Source organism: Mycoplasmopsis synoviae ATCC 25204 (assembly GCF_000969765.1).
GTDB lineage: Bacteria > Bacillota_I > Bacilli_A > Mycoplasmatales > Metamycoplasmataceae > Mycoplasmopsis > Mycoplasmopsis synoviae.
This window is the reverse complement of the sequence record NZ_CP011096.1, coordinates 189,514-207,753: the sequence shown is the minus strand read 5'-3', so window position 1 is coordinate 207,753 and position 18,240 is coordinate 189,514. Positions and strand designations below refer to the sequence as shown.

The window sequence follows — 18,240 nt, the reverse complement described above, 5'->3', positions numbered from 1 at the left end:
TTGCAAAGAAATTTTAAAAGATGACGTTACATTTAGATTAGCGGTGTCTTTCATAATATTTATTGTATCGGAGTTTTCCTAAAACTAAAAGTTTTTTCAATAATAAACAATATTATTTGAATTAGATCAAATATTGTATCAAATTTAGCGCATAAATGTTTTATTAGTTTAATTTCCGAAACGATTTTTTAGTCTAAAAACAAATAACTTCTAACAAAAAACAGGCATACTCTTAATTATCAATTAATGAAAGATGAAAACAACTACAAAGAAATAAAAGCAGTTTAAATTTTGTTTCCTATTAAAAAATGAAAAAATACAAAAAAATATTCAACTCTAAACTATTGTCTAAAAATTGTCTACAAATAAATGTAGTTTAAATTTTATATCCATTTAATGCTAAGATGTTGGAAAAATTATATTTGAATTGATTATAATGTTAATTATTTGGAAATATCAAAACAAAAATATTTCGATTCGATGAAAAAGTGATAAAAAATGAGAAATTTTAATGAATGATTGTCAACGATGAGAGATAGCATAGCAACCTATGATTATTACACTGATTTTAAAAAAGTTTATACTAATACTGATTCTATAAAAATAGAACTAAACATTTTGAATAGTCTAATTGGTTCATCTTCTATTAGAAATGATTTTTTGACGTTGTTGAAACAATACCCTGAAGTACTAAAAGCAATTCCAATTTTAATTGCTAAAAGAGAATGTGAAATTAAAGTTACTGATATTGAAAGCACAAAAATATTTAATTTTATTAATGCCAATTATTCAGCTGAGGAATACGCTGATTTTATGGAAAATACAGGTCTTTTTGATCTTATCTCGAAGCATCTAATTAATAATCTTTTTGATTATGTAATGGGCGTTGAAGTTGGAATGGATACTAACGCAAGGAAGAATAGAACAGGTGATGTTATGGAAAATATCATAGAATCTTATCTGGTTAAATCCGGCTTTATAAAAAATAAAACCTATTGAAAAGAAATGTGTAAAAGTGATATCGAAAAAATTTTTGGCATTGATCTTTCAAAAATAAGTAATAATGGTAAAACAGAAAAACGTTTTGATTTTGTTTTTATTAAAGCTGAAAAAGTATTTGCTTGTGAATGTAATTTTTATAATAGTGGCGGTTCTAAACTTAATGAAACTGCTAGAAGCTATAAAAATCTAGCTTTAGAAGCAAAAGAAATATCCAATTTCACCTTTGTTTGGTTTACTGATGGAGTTGGTTGAAATTCAGCTAAACATAATTTAGAAGATACCTTTGATGTATTAGACACCATTTATAATTTAAATGATTTAGAAACTGGTAATTGTGCAGTTTTAAATGACTAACGATTTAATTTATAACGTTATTTAATGAATCAAATTTAAAGTTGTATTTGAATAATGTTTTTTATACTTATACCTATTTTTAAGGATAAATCTTATTCTAGAAAGTACATATTTTAAAGTTTTGGGGATTTTTCCTAAGAAAATAGAAAATATTGTTGAATAATATAGATTGATTAAGAGTTAAATAATCGTACTAAAATGATATTTTTTATCATAATAATAGTGGACGATGTGAAATAAATTATTATCAAAGAAAATAATTCTGACAATATTAAACATGGAATAAATACTTTAATAATTGATTCATTATTTTAACAGAAAGTAAAATTTATTTTTATGAATTCAGTTGTGTAAAAATAATTGTTTAACTAAGAGAAAAAATTAGAATAATAACCCGAGTTTCCAAGTTGGAAGCTCTTTTTTATACCTTTTACCTTATTATTTATATACATAGTATATAAGTACATTTTTTAATTATTTTAATTTTTTACAATGATTACAATGATAATAATGTATAATATAAATATGAGTAACTACATTCTGTATAAAAGAAAAAACCCAAAACAAATTTACATTGCATTAGGAATATCAAAAGGATACGGTAAAGGGATTGGTAATTTAGTTGGATTAGGTTATTGAGAAGAAATTAAAGAAAAATATTCTCTACAAAACATCGATGATTTAAAACAAATTGCTAGATTGGTTCCTGTTGGAGAAAATAAAATTGAAGTTAAAATCAAATTTTTTCAATTACTTAACCCGACATCTGTCGAAACAAATATAAAAAACGTTGGTATTGAATTGATTTATAAAGTAATTAAAGAACTAGATTTATTTAAAGGATTACCGAAAACTAAACACAAATCTTTAGAAGAAGTATTGGAATTTATTGTTGCAACAAGAATAATTCAACCAAGAAGTTATATTTGTCAATACAAAAACAAAAATGACTTTTTACATAAGATAGATATAAAAAAATCTTCAATTTATAACTATTTCGATACTTTTTTAGAATATAAAAATGCAATTTTAGTCAATATTTATAACAAAATGCAAGAATTGACAACTAGAAACGCAAAATTAATGCATTTTGATAATACAACTATTTATTTTCAAAGTTTTTCAAGAGATGCTTTGAAACAAAGAGGTTTTTCTAAGATGGAAAGCATGATGAAGATCAAATTGTTGTGGCTATGGCAGTTGATAATAGTGGCATTGCTTTTCACTATAAAGTTTTAAAAGAAAATACTGCAGATTCTAAAACTCTTGTGAAATTTTTAATCGAAATGCAAAGAATTTACAGAATAAAAGACACAATAATTGTTGCTGATAAAACTATTAGTCAAAATGCAAATTTAAGATATTTGAAGCAAAAAGGATATAAATATATACTTCAGAAACATATTGATATTCTTGGAAAAGAAGATAAAGCATTTATAGTAAATAAACAAGGCTTTGTTCAAGAAAATGAGTATTTTACTAAATCTAGATTCGGCGAATCTATTTGAGCTAAAAACAAAAATAAAAAAAGATATAGCGATACATTTAGAAAACAATTTGTCTATTTTAGCCCTTCAAAACAAACTTTAGACAAAATAAAAAGACAAAATCTTATTAATAAATTGAAAAAAAAGTCTATTAAAGGTGAATTGCCATTAAGTGCTTTGGCTTCTGAATATAAGAAAAAGTATATGGATGTAGATGGTAAAACAGTAGCAAGATTAAATATTGAAAAAATTAAAAAAGTGGCTAATGAAAATGGCTTTTATATAATTGAAACGAACATAACAAATTTAAATTCAAAAAAAGCCAATGAAATATATAATAGACAATGAAAAGTGGAAGAAAGTTTTAGAAGCTTAAAATCAGCAATCGAAGTTAGACCGATATACGTTTATAAAGACGAGCATATTCAATCTCATGTATTTTTATGCTTTTTGTCTCTAATTGTTTTGAAATATTGCATTTATAAATTAAAGAAATTTTATAAAGATAATGCAGAGATCCAAAAACTGACAATGAATATGTTTATAGATACATTGAAACTTATAACAATCACAACAAAGACTGTCAATGTTAAGGTTGTAAGTGAAATCAAGAATAATTTAGACTCAGAATATAAGGAATTAAACAAAATATATAGTGATTTTCAATATGCCGTTGATGGTCTATCATTGTAATTTAAAAGCGCAAAAAACGAATACACCTATAAATAAGGCGTATTCGTTTTTTTTCTTCATTACAACTTGGAAACGCAGGAAATATAGCAAAGGTTTTTGTTTCAATTGAGTATTTATTTCTTCTTACTTGCTTTAAATAATCGTGGTAATAATGAGTAAAATAAATTCTTTTTTCTTTACCATTTTTAATTTCTCTAATATAATAAACTCCTAAATTGTAATAATGTTTATCTCCCTGTGTATCAATAATTACTCTTTTTTTTACTTTATGCAAGTTCCAATTTGGGCGCTCTTGTTTTCTTTTTATAGTTCTAAATTATTCTTCGATTTTATTTAAATCTTTAATGAAAAATTCAAATGCTGTATTCATTTCCCCCCTTATAAAAATAAAATCATTATATTTTTATGATAATACGAACAAAACAAAAACGGAATTTTGGAGCATTTCAAACTGGGAAAATAAAAAAACCAAGCAGAAATTACTACTTGATTTTAATAATTTTTCTATTTCAAAATTCATACGTTTTTTGCTAATTGTTTTTATTGTTTGAGATATATAAGTATCATAAATATAACGCTCATGAGTAATTTCCTGAGTTTCCAAGTTGGAAGCTAAGGTTTGGAAAACAGATGAATAAATGAAAGTGTTTCTATCATATTAAAAACTAAAAATTCAAATAGTCTGTTTTTATAACTTTCGTAATTAGTTTTAATTTTATTTCAACGCGTGATATCAAAAGCAAGTAAGAGTTTTTTCTTCATTGAACTTTCAAAAAAGTTATAAGAAATAATTTGACTTTTCATCTTATTTTTTAAGGAAAGATAAGCGCTGCATCAAACCACTTACCGTGATGCAGTTTTTTTATTCGATTAACTATAATCTAAATGATTACATCAATATTGTAACATAGTTCTCTATTTGGCCAAGTGTTGTTTATATTATAAAATATTATTTTATATTATGTTGTGAATTTATTTTTAAGGCTTAAAAATAGAGTATTCTTATATTAAATATATTATTTTATAATATTTTATATTGTGATATAATATATATATATATATAGAAAGAAGAAAAAATAAAAACAAAAGTACTTACTTATTTAAACAACAAAGGTGGTGTTTTAAAAACAACATTATCTACTTATCTAGGTTTTATTATTCTTTTTATCCTGCTAGGTATATTATCTAAATATGTTTTTATACCAATACTCAACAGTTATGATTATCAAATAAGGGGGGGAATGAATTTAAAAGAAAGAGTTTCTAGTTATAGCGTAGAAAAAACTAAAGCAAACAACAATAATAGCTTAAAAAAAGCTATTTCAATAACATTAAGCCAACAAGCAATTGATAAACTTGAATTTATCAAAACACAAAAAGGCAATATAATGAACCGCTCACAAGTAATTGAATTACTAATTAAAGAATACAAAATATAAGGAGTTTAATATTTATGTACAAAACTGAATTCGAAATAGTGAATGAATTCACTAATAAATTGGAGCTAAAAAACAAAACAGATGGGACATTGTTTATATATAAAAAACCTAATAAAAATCATTCTATGTCCTTGAAACCCGATGGCTATTACTATTTAGATGGTGTAACATTTATTTTAGATGCAAAAGCTGAGGGCAAGGAATTTGAAGGACAGCTAGAAGATTATATGAAATTAGAGAAGAATCCTAATTTCATAGGATTTAAATATAATGGTAAAAATTTTGAATGCTATGTTCAAGGCAAACTGGTCAAAGAAGAGACAAAAATAAAAACAGCAAAGGAATATATATCAAAATACTTTCCTAATGCAAGAATTACCCTACCAGAAAAAATAAATACTTTTGCAAAGAAGTTAGCAAATGATTTTAGAAACGCAAGAGTAAGCAGACAAAATAATGTACCTTTTATTGGCGCAGTAATGTTATGCTTAAAATATTGTAAAAATTTTGAAGAAGAAATAAGTAGTAATAATTCAAAAGATATTTTGCTAAATATCAAGAACGCTATCAATAAATATATAGAAGATACCCCTAAAAATAAAAAACTTAAGAAAGAACAAATAAAAATAATTTTAAGTGAGCAAAGCTTAAATGAAATTGATTATAACCACCTAATTTCTTTAATTAGTGATATTTCATCTATTTATAACTTTATTAATGTAGAAGACCAAATAGGTCATGATACAATGAATGGCTTTCTAAAAGTATTTAGAAAATGAAATTCCGCAAACGCTAAAGAAAAAGGGGAGGTTTTTACACCAGACCATATCGCGGAATTGATGTATAAGTTAGCAGATTGTTCTTATGAAAGCAAAATTCTTGATCCAACTTGTGGTTCTGGTACGTTCTTAGTAATTTCTATGTTTAATATGTTGAAGGAAATAGAAGGTCTAAACATAAATGACGAAAGTAAAAATAATTTAAAAAAAGCAGTATTGCAAGAAGGTCTATATGGTGTTGAAAGTGATATGTTTAATGCTACACTTTCTGATATAAATATGATGCTGCATGGAGATGGGAGTTCTCACATTTTTAAAGATAACTGTTTCAACAAATTGCCGGAATTAAAGGATGTATATAATCGTGCGTTAATGAACCCACCTTTTTCACAAAAAGATAATGAATTAAAATTCATATATGAAACATTGCAAAATATGGAAGTTGGTGGTATAGTATCAGCAATTGTTCCTATTAGCTGTATTTTGAGCGCAAAAAAAACTAAAAGCACTGTACCAGAAAACTTAAAATACAAGAGGCTAATTTTGGAAAACCATAATTTATTACAAGTTATTAGATTACCTAAAAAGCTTTTCCATCCAAATGCATCTGTTCAAACTGCTATAATAACAATTCAAGCTCATACAAAATATAGTCAAGCTACAAAAAGAAAAAATTTCTTAGATGATGGCTATATTGAAAGCCGAAATATAGGAAGAACTGAGCATCACGTAGATTTAGCTAAAAAAATATTTAATCAAGAAAAATGAGAAATTGTAAATCTAAAGGCAGAAGAAGATTGGCCTAAGTATGAAGCTATTGATTATACCACTATATCAAAGCTTGATTTTGTGAGACAAAAGCTTGATTTTGTGAGACAAAAGCTTGATTTTGTTCTACTAACTCAAGATATCAATAATTTAATAATTGAAAATAATGGAATTATAGACTTATCAACAATTCAAGTTTCTGATGCTAAATTGGATTTTAATAATTGAAAAGAATTTAAGATTATAGAATTATTTAATATAGAAAATGGTAAAGATAAGTCTGATGAAAACAACCCCGATAATAAAGATGGAAAAATACCTCTTGTTATTGCTTCTAAAAATTATAATGGGATTGGTTACTATATCAAAGAATGTAAAAAAATCTTTAACAAAAATTGCTTTACACTTGTTAATCAAGGCGATGGAGCAAGTGGAATAGCAAAAGCACATAGTTACGATTTTGCTGCAACAAGTTCGGTTAGTGTTTTAAGTAACAGTAATCTAAACCCTTCTATTAATCTTTTTATAACAACTGTTATGTCTAAATTACACGATTTATTCGATTACACATACTCTATGAGTAGTGAGAGATTAAGTAAAATTAATATTTTATTGCCAGCAAAACTAAATAATAAAAACGAGTGAGAGCCGGACTGAAAATTTATGGAAGATTATATTAATAATAAAATTTAATTAAAATGAAATTATCAAAAATAGCAAGGAAACCCTTGTTATTTCTATTTAACTTTATTACGATATTTACGTACCCTGCATTTCCAAGTTGAAAGCTCTTTTTTATACCTTTTACCTTATTACTTATAACAATCACAACAAAGACTGTCAATGGTAAAGTTGTAAATGAAATCAAGAATAATTTAGACCCAGAACATAAGGAATTAAACAAAATATATAGTGATTTTCAATATGCGGTTGATGGTCTATCATTGTAATTTAAAAGCACAAAAAACGAATACGCCTTATTTATAGGTGTATTCGTTTTTTTCTTCATTACAACTTAGAAACGCAGGGTTTTAATACTGCTAAATATCGCTTTGGCGCTACTATTTTTCCAATCTTGAATTTAAAAATAAAAAACAAAAAAAGTTTTATTAATTTTTATTTTTTATGTTAAAATATTTTCAATAGTAGCCATAGCGAAGGTTTGCACCTGATACCATTCCGAACTCAGTAGTTAAGCCCTTTAGCGCCTAAGATAGCTGAAAAGCAAAAATCGGGAGCTGCTTTTTTTTATTTTCTTTTTTAAGAAAAAATAAAAAAAATTATTTTAAATTTTCTTCAAAATAATTTAAATATGGCAGTGATAAATTTTTATTAAGTTTGATTACTTTATAAAAATTCGGATTAATTTTATATACGGCTTTAACTTTTAATTTCTGGCTAGCGCTATCAAAATATAAATAAGCTCAAGTGTTAGGATTATTTGAATTTAGATAATCTACCAAAGAAATAATTTTTTGATGTTTTGAGCTTTGGTTGATTTTATAAATTAACTTTTTGGTTTTGCTAGAAAGCACCAAATCAGTTTCACTTGGAATTAATAAATTAATTCAAAATTCATTATTATCAAGAAAAAACCTAGGAAGGGGGTTATCATTAACATTTAATTTATAATCGCTAGTTTTGAAATTTTTATCAAATAAAAGTTTGTTGTAATTTTCAAAACTAAGTGCAATTTCAAAAGGAGCTTGTAGCTCTTTTGAAAAATAAAGTTGATTTAAACTTTGACCACAAACCGAAAAAACAATTTTGTTTTTTTTGGCCATTTTATTAAATAAAATAAGTGAATTTAATAGACTTTCCAAGTGCATATTTTTAATTATAATTTAATATTGTATTTTTAGTATAATTTAAAATAATTTTGATAAATATGAATTTATTCATTTTTATTATGCAGAGGTCAATTTATGGCAAAAAGACAAAAAACATTTTTTGAGCGTTTAAGTGAAAAAAATGAAATTCATGAAAACAAGAAAATAAAAAAAGTATCAAATAGCCAAGCAACTCGTAAAAAGGCAGCAATAGCAACACTATCGCTATTATCGGTAGGAGTTATTTTAGCGATAGCTGTTCCACTTGGAGTTACTACTAATTCAGTTACAGTAATAAGCCCAGTTGACGATTCGTCAACTGCTTTTACCTTTAAAGGGCCAAATTCTAGTGATGGCAGCCAAAAGCTAACAGTAGGTTCAGTTACTAAAAGTGTTCAAGGAAGCGATGCACAAGTTAACGAAGAAATAAACGACGTTACTAAAAAACTTGTGTTTTATTTATACGATCAAGAATACAAAGCATCAGTAGAGCAACAAAGAGTTTATAATGCATCGCTAGCACTTGGCCAAAGCGCTAGAAATGATATCGCGCTTTCATCGCTTGAAGAAATCAAACAAAAACAAACTAAAGTTGTTGAAGATCTAAAGCGTAATTATATTTCAGTGTATGGTTTTCAAAATTGACAAAAACAATTCACTGAAACTCTTTCAACTGATCCTAAATATTCAGGCGCTAAAGATGAAACTGAAGCTATTGAAAATCTAACCTACAATGAAATTAAAACTTATGCTGAAGCAAGATTTAAACCTGAATTTGTAAATACCACTAGAAGTGAAATTAATAAGCTTGCAAGTAGAGATATTTACAAAGTAGATGCCAATGGTAATGAAATCTCAAGCAATGGTCAAAGACAAGTTTTAATTAAAAGCGGGGAAAGAGTTAATTCATTTTACCAAGATGGCTCAAATTACTTTTTAAATGCAGCTAATAATAATCTAGCAACTGCTTTTTTAACTAAATCATTTGTATCTTCACAAAAAGATCCAAGCGAAATATTAAAAAGCTATTTTGACGCAAATGATTTACATGTAGTAACCAGCGTAGATCTTCCAGGAAAATTATCTTCGCCAGTTACAAACGCTATTACTTTAGATGTTGACGCTAAAGCTAAATTTATCAACCTTGCTAAATATTGATCTGTTAAAAATACTAATTCACAAAGACAAATTTTAAGCGGAAGCGAAATTTTAAAACAACTAAAGCCAGCTACTTCTTATTTCCCAACTCCAACAGAAGCTCTTTCACAATCTCAAATTACAGTTAATCAAGGAAACTATCAAACCTTTTTAAATACACTAACTTTAACTAAAGGTGATAGTTATGGAACTAGCGGGCTTCAAAGCATTGAAAGCGTATTTCAAAATGGAACCGAGCAAGGGCTATCATCTATTTGAAGCAAAGTTTTAGCTTCAGCTCTTAATGCATCAAATCTGCCACAAGTTGATTTAAGTAAAGTCTTTGACTTTGAAAATATAAGAACTAATGATCCTAGCGCTTATTCAAGATTTTCAACTCTTTTAACTGCTGCCAAAAACGCAACCTCAGATCAAGATGCATTTAATAAAACCAAAGAGTTAAATCAATTTATCGAATCATATTTAACCAATATGTCTAATGCCGAATTTTCATCTCTTTTAGTTAGACAATATACAAATCAGCTAGTTAAAAATGTTGGTGGAAATAATTTAGTTTCATTTATTTATACAATTAAAGATATGCCTAATGCATATTTAGTAGTTTCTAAAGATAAAATTTCAATTCAACAATATACAAACTTTACAAGCTTTGACAACTTCAAAGAATTTGTCAAAAATACATTGTATTCAGTAGCTCAAGGTAATAAAGACATATTTAACCTGCCACAAGCAGTTAGTCAAAGTCAAAATGATAACGTGATTTTAGCTCACATGCTTAATGATGCCGATTTTGTTTCTTATCTAAAAACCAAAGAAAATCCATTTTCAAAAGATAAGTCAAATTATAGAGATGAAGATATCTCCAAAATCAAGCAAGAAAACGCATCAATTATTGCAGGTAATAAAAGCAAAATGCAAATTCAAAACTTCACTAGCGTTTCAAATTTAATTAATAATTCACTAGTGTCACAGAATTCATATAACTTTGGTGTAAAAGATGGCGTAGCTAGAATAATTTCAGGATTTAATGGATCAACTCCTACTTATTTAGGAAATAGTGAAAGCGCACAAGATTTAATAGTTAAGGTATTAATTTCAAAATAATGAAAAATAAATTTAAAAAATTATTAACACTATCTGCAATTATGCCAGTAAGCGCTATTGCTATTTCTTGTGGGACTATAGTTGATGATCCAGAAAAAGTAGCTCAAGATAAACTGCTTAATTCTGATAATGCCAAGCTCGCTGCTGAAAAGTTTTGACTAGACCAAAGTCTTGCGTCTTTATATGGATCAACTAGCGCTGAATTAACCAGTAACGAGAAATACAAACAAGAAGCATTAAATGCTTATAAAGTTTATGTTGCAAGTCAAAATTTAAAAGATCCTTTTTATTTATGAAACCAAGTTAATTCATGAAATTTAAAAGGACTATTTAATGAATCTGCTGAATTAAATTCACTTAAAAAATACAAAAGCTCAGTAGATGAAACTTCATATTGACTAGCATATAACAAAGACGAAACTGATGTTAAATTTAACACTCAAAAACTTCTTTTAGTTTTAAAATATTTCGAGCTTAACGATGCTAAGTCACTTCAAAAAGTAAATCAAAATTACGCACTTCAAAAAGATAACTACGACAATAATCAATTTAACTTAATTGATTATGTGCTAAATAAAAAACTTGTGCAAAGTTGAAGCTATGATAATCAAAGTGATAAAAACGATGTCTTTTCAACTTTAACAAGAAGCATACAAAATGTTAGTGACTACAATAACTTACTTAAAAACACACCAGCGCTATTAAACGTTGCCAGTCAAGAGCTTTTATTTAACGCTAATAACAGAGCTGCCGAAGTTACAATGGGAGGATTTGCTAATTTAAAAGCGCTTCCTGCAGAAGTTAAATTAAACTACGATCTTAAATCACTACTGAAAGTAACTGAAGCTAAAAAATTAAGTGGATTTTACAACTACCAAAACAATACTTTAGTGCCTCTTTCAAATACCAGCTTAGAAGCTCCAGTATTTGTTTCTAGAGATGGGCAGCTTTTAAAAGTAAGCTATTTTAATCAAGTAGCGCCAATAAAAGATACCATTGATGGTAAAGATGTTTTATCATTTAATAAAACCGCTTATGCAAGTAAATTATTTAATTTAGAAGTTAATTTAGCCGCCTACGATGATAAATTATATAACACCGCAAAAAGCGCTTTTGTAGCGCTAGGATATTTACTAGAAGTAAATAATGAGACCTTAAAAGAAAAATTAGCAGGGGAAGATTTTGTTGCAAAATAATGGAAAAATCAGTTTTTAAAAAAATAATCGATCGCGAGTTGCCAGCTGAAATAATCTACGAAGATGATTTAGTTATTGCTATAATGGATGCTTTTCCTGTTTCAGAAGGACATTTTTTAGTAATTCCTAAAAGTGAAAAACCAAATATGCTAACTCACAGCGAAGAAGAAATGACCTATGCTTTTAAAGTAGCATATAAACTTGCCAAAGAAAGACTTTGAGATAAAGGAATTAAAGACTTTAGGTTAATGATAAACACCGGCATAAAAGGGAAACAAACTGTATTTCATACACACATTCACATAGTTCCTTACAAATAAAAATCCAACTAAAAAAGCTTTAGAATTTCTAAAGCTTTTTTAGTTGCTATTCTATTTCAAGAATTTCGCCTTCAACAATAAGTGACTCTGGAGTTTCTCCAGTTAGAGTTTTTTCAATTCTTTCAAATTCAGATAATCTTTTTTTAGAAGTAATTTTAGTTTTTTCTTTTTTGTAAGTAGAAAAGGCGTCATTTACAGTTTTAACTCATTTTTCAAGCTCTTGTAAATATGAACTTTGTTTTTTAAGAAGCGTTGCTGTGCTCTTAATAACTTTATCGGCGTTATCGTCAAATTTCTTGATTAAATGAACTATGTCTTTGTTATGAATTCCAATGTTGAATTTGCTATATAAATCTTTAATTATAGAAACTAAAACCATAACCAGTGATGGCGAGATTAATTCGATATTATATTTTTTTCTAATTTCATCAACTAGTGAGCCTTTTTCATATTTAACAAGCTCAAGATAAATGCTTTCACTTGGAATAAACATAAAAGCTACGTTGGTAGTTATGCCTTCGATTATATATTTTTCAGAAATACTTTTAGCATTAGCCATAATTTCTGCCTTAATGTTTTTTCATAAATTATTAATTGCTTTTTGTTGTTTAGGAAAATCTAATTCGTTTTTATTTGCATCTATGTAATCTAAAAGACTTCTATAAGATTCTAAGTTAAATTTAGAGTCAATTGGAATATAAATTTGATTGTTATCTGATACATTAATTGGAATTGCAATATCAACTTTATCTTGTTTTTTATTCGAAAGTTGAAATTGACTTTTGTAACCATTAGGCATTGCGTCATTTAAATAATTCTCTAAAAGTTTTTCACCAAAAATTCCTCTGGTTTTATTATCTTCAAAGATTTTTCTAATTTCACTTAAATCGTTTCTAAGTGATGCAAGCTGATTTACATCGCTACTAATTAAATTAACTTTTTCACCAAATTTAGAAATTTCTTCATTTATTTTTTTAGACATTTCATCTTTTAGTGTTTTAGAATAATTGTTAAATTCTTCTTTTAATTCTTTGTAGCTATTTGTAACTTTTTGATTAACATTTTCTGATAAAGATTGAATTTCTTTATTTAAATGTTGACTTTGTTTTTGAACTGATTGATTAAAGTTTTGATTTTGATTAAATAAAATTTTGTAAGTTTCATTTTTATTTTCATCTAAAGTTTTAATAAGGTTTTGAGATTGGTTAAAAATTTTATCTGCTACTGTTTCATTTTGCTGCGCAATAGCTTTATTGATTTCATTAACAACATTAATAATTGTGTTATTAACTTCTTGATTTTTTAAATCTGTTTGTGTTTGAAAACTTTTTAAATTTTCATCACTATTTTTTAAATTAGTAGTTAATTCCACTAACTTTTGAAGTAGCTCGCTATTATTATTTAAATCAGGAGCGCTTACTACTGGCGCCTCACTTTGAGTTGTTGCGGCTTTCTTTTTGTTAAATACGAAAAATGCAATTGTGGCAAAAGCAGTTACAATAAGAACTGCAACCATTACTATTAATACTATAAATAAAGTTTCCATTTTTTATTTCTTTTAAAATATTTTACAAAATTAAAATAAAAATTGTCACTTTGCATGACAACTTTTAATTTTTTGTAATTTTTTTGTTTTTAATTTTCACTCTTAAATTTATTATATATTTAGGTTTTAAAAATACTAGCATTAAAAGCCAAACTGCACCATGAAGCACAAAAAATAATGCAGTATCAAATTTAAAATAAATAAATAATAGTTGCGTCTTGTTAATTTCTGAATTTATTAAAACTTGTGGGAAAAAACTAAGCGATGAAATAAAACAAGCAAAAAACATTACGCTATATAAAGTATTAATTGTAATTTTAGAATAAATGCAAAAAATAAATCCAACTGCAAAAATATTAGCTAAAAATAAAAGTGCTAAAAAGATTCTTAAAGTTCTATCTATTTCAAAATCTAGTCAATAATAAAGCGGAATTACTCTAGAAGATCAAAGTAAATTCGCAACGCTTAAAAAAATAGTAAAAAATCAAAAACCAATTATAAATTGACGGTTTTTAATTCATAATAGTTTTGATTTTTTAATTGCGGTTTTATTCATGACTTGCTTTTAATTCTAGAAGCATTTTTGAAAATTCTTCAAAGGTAGTAGTTGTGGTTTTTTCTTCACCATATCTACGATATGAAATGGTTTTATTGGTTTTTTCTGCTTCACCTAAAATAACTTGGAATTTAGATTTAGAAATTTGAGCTTCGCGAACTTTTTTAGAAAGACGTTCGTTTCTAAAGTCAACTTTTGATCTAATGTCTAATGCTAGAAGTTTATCATTAACTTCTTTAGCGTATTCATAGTCAGTGTTTTCGTTAACCGGAATAATAGTGACTTGTTTTGGTGCAAGTCAAAATGGTAAATTACCTTTGGTTTGTTCTATTAATATCGAAATAAAACGCTCGTAGGTTCCTATTAATCCTCTATGAATTAATACCGGAACTTCTTCATTATTTTCTGAATTGGTATATGAAATTTCAAATTTTTGAGGAAGTAAAAAATCAAGCTGAATTGTAGAAACTGTAACTTCGTGATTTAGCGCTGTTAATATTTGAATATCCACTTTTGGCCCATAAAAGGCAGCTTCTCCGATTTTTTCCTCGTATTTAATTCCTAGCTCTTTAATTATTTTTTTAAGCTCGAATTCTGCTTCATCTCACATTTGATCATTAGCGTAATATTTTTCTTTATCGGCTTTATCTCTTAAGCTAAGAGATACATAATTAATTTTAATTTTAAAAGCATTTAGCGTATCAGAAATTAACTCAAACATCTTTTTAAATTCTTGAGCAATTTGATCTTTTCTAACAAATAAATGTCCTTCAGTTAAAAGCATTGAACGAACTCTTTCAAGACCGGTTAGCGCTCCTGATTTTTCATATCTATAAAGCTGTGATTGCTCGCTATATCTAATTGGCAGATCTCTATATGAACGCTTTTCACTACCAAATAAAATAATATGGTGCGGACAAGTCATTGGACGAGGTATTAATCTTTCGTTTTCACAAACGATAGGCTTAAACATATCATCTTTATAATGATCTAAATGTCCTGAAATTTTATATAGCTTTTCTTCTCCAAAATGCGGTGTTAAAACTTCAGTAAAGCCATATTTTTTATCCATTTTTAAAACTAGATTTCTAATTTCATTATGGATATGCATTCCATCTTCAAGTCAGAAAGGAAACCCTTGTCCACCAAGTGGATTAAAGGTAAAAAGCTTCATTTCTTTACCAATTTTTCTATGATCTCTTTCTTTACGATCTTTTAAAATTGCAAGAAATTCGTCAAGTTCTTCTTTGGTCTCTCAGCTAGTTCCATAAATTCTAGTTAGCTGGATATTATCTGAATTTCCTCTTCAGTAAGCTCCTGCTAATGAAAGAAGTTTAAAGTGCTTTATATGCTTAGTATCTTCAACGTGACCACCTGCACATAAATCAGTAAATACTTTTTCTTTGTTTAGCGGATCTGCTAAAGTATAAAAAGTAACCTCTTTATTTTGAGATTTAAATTCATCGTAGAGTTCTTTTTTATAGGGCTGATTATCAAATGAATAATCACTTAAAGAAACTTGCTCCATTTTTAAATTTCTTGAAGCTAGTTTTTTCATCATTTTTTCAATTTTTAAAAGCTCGCTATCGCTTAGGGGCTCTTTAAATTCGAAATCATAATAAAAACCTTCAGAAGTAGCTGGGCCAAAACCTAGCTTAGTTTCTGGGAATAATTTAAGTACGGCTGCAGCTAGTAAATGTGATGTTGTATGATTTAATTCTTTATTTGCTTTCATAATTAATTTAATCCCATTTTTTCTTTTAATTCTAAAATAGTTTTTTGAGCTAGTTTTTTAGCTTTGCTGGCTCCTGATGATGCAATTTCATCAACTGTTTTTAAATAGTCATTGTATTTACTTTGCAAGTTTTCAAGTAAAGCTTTAACGCTTTCTGCTACTGCTTCTTTGAATTCTTTATAGTTTGAATCTCTAAATTTTTCTGCAGCTTCTTCTAGTGATAAATCATTAATTGCAGCATATATATTTAAAAGGTTTTTAACACCTTTTTTTTCGTCTGATAAATAAACTTTATTTTCAGAATCTGTTACTGCTTTAAGAATTTTATTATATGCACTTTGCGGATCTTCTAAAAGATAAATAGTTGCCTTTTGGCTGCCTTCACTTTTTGACATTTTTTTGTCAGGATTTTGCAGCGACATAATTTTAGTTCCAACTTCATTTAAAAGTGGCTTTGGAACATTGAATTTAGTTTTGTATTTGCTGTTAAATCTTTCGGCAATGTTTCTAGTTAGCTCTAAATGCTGAGTTTGATCTTGTCCAACTGGAACAATTTCTGGGTTATATAAAAGAATGTCGCCAGCCATTAAAGTTGGGTAAGCTAGAATTCCACTTGGTATTTTGTATGTGTTATTACCTTGTTTGAATTTTTCAGTTTTATCCTTAAACTGAGTCATTCTATTAAGCTCACCAATTGTAGTTTCACATAAACAAAGTCATTGAATAAAACCGTGTTCTAAAACATCTGATTGATAAAAAATATTTACTTTTTGCGGGTCAAGTCCTGACGCTAAATATAGCGCTATTATTTTTCTTTTATTTTCTTTTAATTCTTTAGCTGACATTTGACTGTCAGTTAAAGCGTGAAGATCTGCTACAAAAATATAAGATTCAAAATTATTTTGCAGCTTTATAAATTTTTTAATAGCACCAAGATAATTTCCTAAAGTTAAATCACCTGTTGGCTTAATGCCACTTACTAATCTAGCTTGCATTATAATTCTTCCTCCCATTCAAATTTATGTTGATAAATTTCAACTAAATCACCTTTTTGAATATCTCTTTTAATTAAAGCTTCTCAAACACCTATTTTTTTAAGAATGTTATTAAACCTCATTAAATTATCAAAAGTATTTATTGGAATTTTTAAAACTAATTCTTCTATTTTTTTACCAGTTACCTTAAAGTGATTTCGATTCATTTTTTGAATTACAAAATCAGGCTCGTAATTTATTTCTTTAACTTCAGTTTCAAAATCATCTTCAATTTTTATTTGAAGATGTGAGGTTTTTTCTAAGAACTCTCAAATGATTTTTTTAAGATTTTCAACGTTATGATAATTTAGTGCAGATATCTCAATGATTTCTATATTAGGATATTTGGCTTTGAATTTTTCAATATTATTTTTGAAATTTGCAAGATCAGATTTATTCGCTACTACTAGTTGAGGTTTTTGAGTTAAGTTAAGTTTATAGCTTTCAAGTTCTTTTTGAATTGCTTCATAACTTTGAATTGGATCTTTATCAGGAGAACCAAAGTCAACGATATGAATTACAACTTTACATCTTTCGATGTGACGCAAGAATTGGATTCCAAGTCCTTTACCTAGTGATGCGCCTTTAATAAGTCCAGGAAGATCCGCAATAGTATATGAATAATCATAATATTTAACAAGACCTAACTGAGGAACTAAGGTAGTAAATTCATATTCAGCTACCTTAGCTTTAGCATTTGATAGCGCATTAATTAAAGTAGATTTACCGCATGATGGTAGGCCTACAAGACCTACATCTGAAAGAATTTTTAATACGATATTAGCTTCGTATTTTTCTCCGGGCATTCCATTTTCGGCAATTCTAGGAGCGGTATTTTTAGAGGTTTTAAATTTATTATTTCCTCTTCCGCCTTTTCCGCCTTTAGCAACTAAATAAAGATGATTTTCTTTAATAACATCGGCAACTATTTTTTTGTTTTTGTATATCAGCGTTCCAAGCGGAACTTTAACGATGGTATCTTTTCCTTTAGCTCCGTATAGATTTTTAGGCCCACCTTTAACGCCATCTTCTGCGATTATAAATTTATTTTTGTAAAAGCTAAGAAGAGTGTTTTTACCTAAATCTGCGACAAAGTATATATTTCCACCGGTTCCACCGTCTCCGCCATCTGGTCCACCTTTATCAACATGGGCCTCACGGCGAAACGAAATCATCCCATCACCTCCTTTACCGGCTTTGAGCATGATTTTTACTTGATCTATAAACTTTGCCATAATGT

Annotated in this window: 12 protein-coding genes, 1 rRNA gene and 1 pseudogene; 8 read left to right on the top strand and 6 right to left on the bottom strand. The window is 27.4% G+C overall.

Annotation, left to right across the window (positions count from 1 at the left end; translation table 4 throughout):
- Positions 1–528 precede the first annotated feature (528 nt).
- The 5 genes and pseudogenes from VY93_RS01010 (at position 529) to rrf (ending at position 7,769) form a co-directional block, all read left to right on the top strand.
- A complete protein-coding gene (locus VY93_RS01010; protein WP_020002749.1) occupies positions 529–1,356 on the top strand; it encodes a type II restriction endonuclease in 828 nt (275 codons plus the stop codon).
- A 492-nt stretch (positions 1,357–1,848) separates the two neighbouring features.
- Positions 1,849–3,536, top strand: a pseudogene (locus VY93_RS03910) (IS1634 family transposase).
- 1,241 nt (positions 3,537–4,777) lie between these two features.
- Positions 4,778–4,975 (top strand): hypothetical protein, encoded by a 198-nt coding sequence (locus VY93_RS00990; protein ID WP_020002743.1) that lies wholly within the window; start codon positions 4,778–4,780, stop codon positions 4,973–4,975.
- A gap of 14 nt (positions 4,976–4,989) precedes the next feature.
- Positions 4,990–7,215: an HsdM family class I SAM-dependent methyltransferase gene (locus tag VY93_RS03810; RefSeq protein ID WP_051245055.1), complete on the top strand. Its 2,226-nt coding sequence runs from the start codon at positions 4,990–4,992 to the stop codon at positions 7,213–7,215.
- A gap of 448 nt (positions 7,216–7,663) precedes the next feature.
- Positions 7,664–7,769, top strand: a 5S ribosomal RNA gene (gene rrf, locus VY93_RS00975).
- A 33-nt stretch (positions 7,770–7,802) separates the two neighbouring features.
- On the opposite strand, the gene VY93_RS00970 is transcribed toward rrf, so the two are convergent.
- Positions 7,803–8,306, bottom strand: coding sequence for a hypothetical protein (locus VY93_RS00970; protein WP_020002759.1), 504 nt, complete (start codon positions 8,304–8,306; stop codon positions 7,803–7,805).
- A 141-nt stretch (positions 8,307–8,447) separates the two neighbouring features.
- Between VY93_RS00970 and VY93_RS00965 the strand changes: the two genes are divergently transcribed.
- From VY93_RS00965 to hinT, 3 genes are read left to right on the top strand one after another with little or no spacing between them, the layout of a single operon-like run.
- A complete protein-coding gene (locus VY93_RS00965) occupies positions 8,448–10,613 on the top strand; it encodes a HinT-interacting membrane complex protein P80 (RefSeq protein WP_027332496.1) in 2,166 nt (721 codons plus the stop codon).
- On the top strand, positions 10,613–11,809 hold the full coding sequence (locus VY93_RS00960) for a HinT-interacting membrane complex lipoprotein P60 (RefSeq protein WP_020002757.1): 1,197 nt from the start codon (positions 10,613–10,615) through the stop codon (positions 11,807–11,809). Before VY93_RS00965 ends, VY93_RS00960 begins: the two co-directional genes overlap by 1 nt.
- Positions 11,809–12,129, top strand: coding sequence for a histidine triad protein HinT (gene hinT, locus VY93_RS00955; RefSeq protein WP_027332497.1), 321 nt, complete (start codon positions 11,809–11,811; stop codon positions 12,127–12,129). The genes VY93_RS00960 and hinT overlap by 1 nt, the downstream gene beginning before the upstream one ends.
- A gap of 46 nt (positions 12,130–12,175) precedes the next feature.
- Here the strand turns inward: hinT and rmuC are convergent, their stop codons facing one another.
- The 5 genes from rmuC to obgE form a co-directional block, all read right to left on the bottom strand.
- Positions 12,176–13,675, bottom strand: a complete 1,500-nt coding sequence (gene rmuC / locus VY93_RS00950; protein WP_020002812.1) for a DNA recombination protein RmuC — start codon at positions 13,673–13,675, stop codon at positions 12,176–12,178.
- A gap of 64 nt (positions 13,676–13,739) precedes the next feature.
- Complete coding sequence (locus tag VY93_RS00945) at positions 13,740–14,231, bottom strand: hypothetical protein (protein WP_020002811.1); 492 nt, start codon at positions 14,229–14,231, stop codon at positions 13,740–13,742.
- Complete coding sequence (gene thrS, locus VY93_RS00940; RefSeq protein ID WP_020002810.1) at positions 14,224–15,966, bottom strand: threonine--tRNA ligase; 1,743 nt, start codon at positions 15,964–15,966, stop codon at positions 14,224–14,226. The genes VY93_RS00945 and thrS overlap by 8 nt, the downstream gene beginning before the upstream one ends.
- 2 nt (positions 15,967–15,968) lie before the next feature.
- Positions 15,969–16,961: a tryptophan--tRNA ligase gene (gene trpS, locus VY93_RS00935; RefSeq protein WP_026365144.1), complete on the bottom strand. Its 993-nt coding sequence runs from the start codon at positions 16,959–16,961 to the stop codon at positions 15,969–15,971.
- Positions 16,961–18,235: a GTPase ObgE gene (gene obgE / locus VY93_RS00930; RefSeq protein ID WP_020002808.1), complete on the bottom strand. Its 1,275-nt coding sequence runs from the start codon at positions 18,233–18,235 to the stop codon at positions 16,961–16,963. Before obgE ends, trpS begins: the two co-directional genes overlap by 1 nt.
- Positions 18,236–18,240: the final 5 nt, after the last annotated feature.